Source organism: Salipiger bermudensis (assembly GCF_020171625.1).
Classification (GTDB): Bacteria; Pseudomonadota; Alphaproteobacteria; order Rhodobacterales; family Rhodobacteraceae; genus Salipiger; species Salipiger bermudensis_B.
Window position 1 is genome coordinate 547,936 of the sequence record NZ_JAIUZY010000005.1, and the last position, 6,435, is coordinate 554,370.

The following is a 6,435-nucleotide window of genomic DNA, read 5'->3' on the forward strand; positions in this document are numbered from 1 at the left end:
ATGGAAACCCGCGCCAATTACGTGCTGATCGGGGCGTTCACGCTGGCGGGCTTCGTTGCCATGCTGGCGGCCTTCATGTGGTTCGCCAATATCCAGCTCGACCGCCAGTTCGCCTATTACGACATCGACTTCCCCACCGTCTCGGGCCTGTCCGATGCCTCTGACGTGCGCTTTTCGGGGCTGCCGGTGGGGCAGGTGGTCGACGTGCGCCTGTCGCCCGAGCGCGACGGCACGGTGCGGGTGCGGATCGAGATCGGCGCCGACACGCCGGTGCGCCGCGACAGCGTCGCCACCATCGAAGCGCAGGGCGTGACGGGGGTGTCCTATGTCGGCATCTCCGCCGGAACGCCCGACGCGCCGCTGCTGGCCGAGGTCTCGGACGCCGACGTGCCGACGATCGAGGCGGGGCAATCGGTGCTGCAATCGCTCACCGAAGACGCGCCGCTGCTGATCTCGGAGACCCTGCGCGCGGTGCAGGACGTGCGCCAGCTCTTTGGCGAGGACAATCAGGCGAAGGTGCAGAGCATCCTCGACAATGTCGAGGACTCCTCGGTCGCCTTCGCGCAGGCGCTCGACGATTTCTCGGCGGTCGGAGGCTCGGTCGCCTCGTTCGCGGACCAGATCGACCGCTTCAACAACACGCTCGACACGGTCAGCCGCGATGCCTCGGCGACGCTGGCCGAGGTGCGCGAGGCGGTGGTCTCGATCCGGGAGCTGTCCGAGGAGGCGCGGGTCGTGCTGGAGCAGGGCGGCGGCACGCTGGCGCAGGCCGACAGCGCCATCGGCTCCGCCGAGCGCTACGTAATCGACCAGCTTGGCCCCGCGACCGAACAATTGCAGCGCTCGGTGGCCGATATCGAGACCCGCTTCGCCGCGCTCAGCGAGAGCGCCGGCGGGCTGGTCGTGACCTTCACCGAAACCGGGGAGACCGCGACGCAGCGCCTGACCGAGGCGCGCGAGACGCTGGCCGCCACCAACGAGATGATCGCCAGCATCGGCGCCACGATGGAGACCGTCGACGGCGCGGCGCAATCGGTCGATACGCTGTTTGCGGGCGACGGCACGGCCTTGGTGGCGGACCTGCGCGCGGCCACCGCCGAGGCGCGGCGCGTGATCGGGCAGGTGGGCGCCGTGGCCGAGACCGATCTGCCAGCGATCATCGCCGATATCCGCAGCGCCACCGAGACTGCCTCGGGCGTGGCGGCGCGGGTGGGCGAGGACCTGTCCTCGGCCTCCGGCCAGCTCGACGATCTGGCGCGCAATGCGGGCGAAACCCTCGACGAGGTGCGCGTGACCTTCCGCAATGCCAACGACACGCTCTCTGCCATCAACGCCGCGCTCGAGACCGGCGACCGCGCCCTGCGGGCGGCGGAACAGACCTTTCAGGGCGCCGACCGGGTGATGAACGAAGAGGTGGCGGGCATCGCCGCAAGCCTGCGCGCGACGCTGGCCCAGCTCGAGACGGCGGTGGCCGAGGTCGCGGACGAGGTGCCGGGCGTCACCGCGGAGCTGCGCTCTGCCAGCCGCTCGGCGCAGGCCGCCTTTGCCGAGATCGAGACAGCGGTGGGGCAGAGTTCGCCTGCGGTGCGCGCCTTCGCCACCGATGCGCTGCCGCAGTTCGGGCGGCTGGCGGTCGAAACGCGGACCCTCATCAACAACCTCGACGACCTGGTCGAGCGCCTCGGGCGCGATCCGGGCCGCTTCCTGCTCGACCAGCGTGCCCCGGAATACGGGCGATAAGGAGATGACCCCATGCTGCGCCTGACCCCGATCCTGTTTGCCGCCGCCCTCGGCGGCTGCGGCGCGCTCACCGCGCTCGAAGACGCGGCGACGCCGCTCGAGGTCTACGAGCTGCGCACCCCGGCGGTGGCGCAAAGCGGAGCGCGTCGCGGCGTGGAAGTGATCGTCGAGGAGCCGCTGGCCAGCGGCTCGCTCTCGACCGAACGCATCATGATCCGGCCCTCGCCGCTGCAGGCGCAGTACCTGCCCGGCGTGCGCTGGGCCGATCCGGCGCCGGCTATGCTGCAGACGATGCTGGTGCGCAGCCTGAGCGAGAGCGCTGCGCTGGGCTCGGTCAGCCGCCGGCCTGTCGGTCCGCGCGCGGATTACGCGGTGCTGGGCGAGCTGACCGATTTTCAGGGCGAGGCGATGCAGGGCGCCGAGACCGGGCTGGTGCGGGTGCGCTTCGTGCTGCGCGTGGTGCGCGAGCGCGATGCCAGTGTCGTCGCGACCCGAAGCTTCGAGGCCACCGAGCTTGCCGCCGCGACCGACCTCGACAACCTCGTCGCGGCCTTCGACCGTGCCACCTCGCGGCTGCTGCCCGAGGCGGTGGCGTGGATCGTGTCGCAGGCGCGCTGAGTCTGCTAAGCAGGGAGTTCCCAGGGGGCGGGCGGCGGCGTCTCGCCGGGGCGTGGCGGGCACACCTCATCCTGATCTCGCTCCGCGCCCTTTTGGTTGCCGTTGCCGGCAAGCGTTGTCACTGTGCCGCCAGGACCCGCAGAGTGTGCGGGAGGCGGATCTCACTCGAAGCAATGAATACGTAAGGATGTGACCATGGGTGCGGCGATGTATGCGCTTCAGGTGCTGGCACTGGTTTTTGTCGCGGTGGTCGGGATCGGCGTGTTCGTCGCGCTGGCGCTCTATGTCGTCGACTCGGTGCAGTCGAACGACGCGATCCGCCGCAACTACCCAGTGATCGGGCGGTTCCGCGGCCTCTTCACCAAGCTGGGCGAATTCTTCCGGCAATATTTCTTTGCCATGGACCGCGAGGAGATGCCCTTCAACCGGGCGCAGCGCGACTGGGTCTATCACGCCACCAAGGGCAAGGATAACACCGTCGCCTTCGGATCGACGCGCAACCTCAACATCCCCGGCACGCCGATCTTCGTGAACGCGGTGTTCCCGCCGCTCGACGACCAATTCGCCACGACCGACCCGATGGTGATCGGCCCGCACGCGCGGGTGCCCTATCTCGCCCGGTCGATCTACAACATCTCGGGGATGAGCTATGGCGCGATCTCGAAGCCGGCGGTCGAGGCGCTGAGCAAGGGCGCCTGCGAGGCGGGGATCTGGCTCAACACCGGCGAGGGCGGGCTGTCGCCCTATCACGGGGCGGCTCCCTGCGATCTGGTGTTCCAGATCGGCACCGCCAAGTTCGGCCTGCGCAATGAGCAGGGCCTCATCGATGATGACAAGCTCCGCGCCGTGGCCGCCAACCCTCAGGTCAGGATGTTCGAGCTGAAACTGGCGCAGGGTGCCAAGCCCGGCAAAGGCGGCATCCTGCCCGGCGAGAAGGTCAACGAGGAGGTCGCCGCGATCCGCGGGCTCAAGGTCGGGCAGGCGGGCATCTCGCCCAACCGCCACCCCGAGATCGACGATTTCGACGACCTGCTCGACATGATCGGCCACATCCGCGAGGTCTCGGGCAAGCCGGTCGGCTTCAAGACGGTGATCGGCTCGTCGGATGCGTGGGAGGATCTCTTCAAGCTGATCGTCGAGCGCGGCAGCGAGAGCGCGCCCGACTTCATCTGCATCGATGGCGGCGAGGGCGGCACCGGCGCGGCACCGATGCCGCTCATCGACCTCGTCGGGATGCCGATCCGCGAGGCGCTGCCGCGCATCGTCGACCTGCGCGACCGCTACGGGCTCAAGGACCGCATCCGCATCATCGCCTCCGGCAAGCTGGTGAACCCCGCCGACGTGGCCTGGGCGATCTGCCTCGGTGCCGACTTCGTCACCTCGGCGCGCGGCTTCATGTTCTCGCTCGGCTGCATTCAGGCTCTGAAGTGCAACCGCAACACCTGCCCGACCGGCATCACCACCCATGATCCGCGCCTGCAGCAGGGGCTCGTGGTGCAGAACAAGTACAAGAAGGTCGCCAACTACGCCAAGGGCGTGATCAAGGAGGTCGAGACCATCGCCCACTCGGTCGGCGTCTCAGAGCCGCGCCAGATGCGGCGGCGGCATGTGCGCATCGTGCAGCCGGATGGCAGCTCGATCCCGTTCAACAAGATCCGCCCGAGCTATCAGCCCGACGTCGCGGCGCCCCGGACCGGAGCCTGATCGGGGCATAGGGCGGAACGCAGCGCAGGGGGAGCCGGTCGGGATGAGCCTGCCGGCGTCCTCCCGGCGCAGGCGTCACAAATTCTCTTAGCGTCGTGCGGCCCTTCGCGTGGGGCTCGCCTTCTGAAGACCCGGGCGACCTTGGCCAGACCTTCCGGTGGCCCGCCGAGGTGGGGGGCTGCGGGCCGCGCCGCAAGTCCTGTTGCGGCGCAGTCCCGCGGTGAGGGCGCAGGCGCTGCGCTCTTCCGCCAGAGCACGGCGGTCGCGGTCTGGCACGATCACCTTACACGATATCAAGCCACGATCTCAGAAGCGGCCTCGAACCTGGCCGAGAGGGCGGGGCGGTTTCTCAGATGACTGCGGCGCCGGACGGATGCGGGGGGCGGGAGAGGGGCCTCGCCGTTCCCAGAGGCCGGGCAGCCGCAATATTTCAGTGCCCGAACGTGAACGTGAGACGCTTTGCTTTGGCAGACCTGCCTTGTTCGCATACCTTTTGCCCAAGCAAGCAAAGGAGGTTCCCCATGGCCGGCCGCTACAAGAGTCCGCTGACCGCATCCGACGTCACCCCAGAACATGTCTGGCTCAACCGTCGCCAGCTGATGGCCGGGGCCGCCGGGGTCGGTCTGGCTGGCATCGCCGGTAGGGCAGCCGCGGCGCCGGAGGATCTCGAGCCCAACGAGTGGGAGGAGATCACCGGCTACAACAACTACTACGAGTTCGGCACCGGCAAGGAGGATCCCGCCCGCCACGCCGACCAGCTCACCATCGATCCGTGGACGGTGCGCATCGACGGGCTGGTCGACCGGCCCGGCGACTATGCCTTCGACGAGATCCTGTCCCAGATGACCATCGAGGAGCGCATCTACCGCTTCCGCTGCGTCGAGGCGTGGTCGATGGTGGTGCCGTGGAACGGCTTCGAGCTCGCCGACCTGCTGGATCTGGCCGGCGTGCAGTCCTCGGCGAAATACGTGGCCTTCGAGACCGTGCTGCGCCCGGACGAGATGCCCGGCACCGCCTACAAGGTGCTCGATTGGCCCTATGTAGAGGGGCTGCGGCTCGACGAGGCGGTGCATCCGCTCACCATCATGGCCACCGGCATCTATGGGCGCGACATCCCGAAACAGAACGGCGCGCCGCTCCGGCTGGTGGTGCCGTGGAAATACGGCTTCAAGTCGATCAAGTCGGTGGTGCGCATCACCCTGACCGACAGCGAGCCGCCGACCGCGTGGAACAAGGCCAACCCGCGCGAATATGGCTTCTATTCCAACGTGAACCCCGAGGTCAGCCACCCGCGCTGGTCGCAGGCGACCGAACGCGAGATCGGCGGTGGGCTGTTCTCGGCCCGCAAGCCCACCTTGATGTTCAACGGCTACGGGGAGGAGGTCGCATCGCTCTACGAGGGCATGGACCTGATCCGGAACTTCTGATGCTGACGGATCGCATCAATGCTGCCGCGCGCAAACTGCCGACCTGGCCGCTCTACGCCGTGGCGCCGCTGCCGGCGCTCTGGTTCCTGTATCAGGGCCTCACCGGCGGGCTCGGGGTCGAGCCGATCGCCGGACTGGAACATGCGCTCGGGGTACTGGCGCTGCAGGTTCTGATCGCCGGGCTCTGCATCACGCCCCTGCGCCGCTATGCCGGCGTGAACCTGTTGAAGTTCCGCCGCGCCGTGGGGCTGATCGGCTTCTTCTACGTGGCGCTGCACCTCGCGGTGTGGCTGGGGCTCGACATCCGCGACCCGGCGCGGATCTGGGCCGACATTCTCAAGCGCCCCTATATCACCGTGGGCATGGCGGGCTTCCTGCTGTTGCTGCCCCTGGCCCTGACCTCGAGCAACCGGGCGATCCGGCGGCTCGGGCGTCGCTGGAGGCAATTGCACAAGCTGGTCTATCCCGCGGTGCTGCTCGGCGCGCTGCATTGGGTGATGCTGGCGAAGGGCTTCCAGATCGAGCCGCTTCTGTATCTGGGGGCGACGGCGGTGCTGGTGGCGCTGCGGCTCCCGGTTCTTCAGCGCCGCGTGGCCCTGCGCGGCTGAGGCGCTTTCTTTCCGACCTCCGACAAGCGGCCCCGACTCGTCCGAGTCGGGGCCGCTTGCGATTCCGAGGGGTGACTCGGCTGACTCGGGGGCTGAATCGGCCGGATTCTGGATGGATCTGTGGATAGGTCTGTGGGTAGCTCGCAATACGCCCCGACGAGCCGACACTGCGCGGTTTACTTGCCCCTGGGTCAGGTGGTTTGGCGGGGGTTTGGGGTAAGAAAAATCATCACCTAAGTCTCTGATATCGTTCTTTATTCCACTTGGTTCCGGAAAATCATGACGTTTTCTTAAAAAAGGGGTTGCGGGTATCGGGGGGTATCCGTAAAAGCCCCTTC

At 67.9% G+C, this 6,435-nt stretch carries 5 protein-coding genes; all 5 read left to right on the plus strand.

From position 1 onward, the window contains the following. The 5 genes from LCM15_RS11970 (at nt 1) to msrQ (ending at nt 6,097) form a co-directional block, all read left to right on the plus strand. A complete protein-coding gene (locus LCM15_RS11970) occupies nt 1-1,740 on the plus strand; it encodes an MlaD family protein (protein WP_224856649.1) in 1,740 nt (579 codons plus the stop codon). A gap of 12 nt (nt 1,741-1,752) precedes the next feature. After that, on the plus strand, nt 1,753-2,358 hold the full coding sequence (locus LCM15_RS11975) for an ABC-type transport auxiliary lipoprotein family protein (RefSeq protein WP_224856651.1): 606 nt from the start codon (nt 1,753-1,755) through the stop codon (nt 2,356-2,358). A gap of 195 nt (nt 2,359-2,553) precedes the next feature. After that, nucleotides 2,554-4,062 carry an FMN-binding glutamate synthase family protein gene (locus LCM15_RS11980; protein ID WP_224856653.1) on the plus strand — a complete coding sequence of 503 codons (1,509 nt, stop codon included), beginning with the start codon at nt 2,554-2,556 and terminating at the stop codon, nt 4,060-4,062. Between the two features lie 521 nt (nt 4,063-4,583). Beyond that, entirely contained in the window at nt 4,584-5,489 is a 906-nt protein-coding gene (gene msrP, locus LCM15_RS11985; RefSeq protein ID WP_224856655.1) for a protein-methionine-sulfoxide reductase catalytic subunit MsrP, read from the plus strand. After that, nucleotides 5,489-6,097, plus strand: a complete 609-nt coding sequence (gene msrQ, locus LCM15_RS11990; RefSeq protein ID WP_224856657.1) for a protein-methionine-sulfoxide reductase heme-binding subunit MsrQ — start codon at nt 5,489-5,491, stop codon at nt 6,095-6,097. Before msrP ends, msrQ begins: the two co-directional genes overlap by 1 nt. The last annotated feature ends 338 nt before the right edge of the window (nt 6,098-6,435 follow it).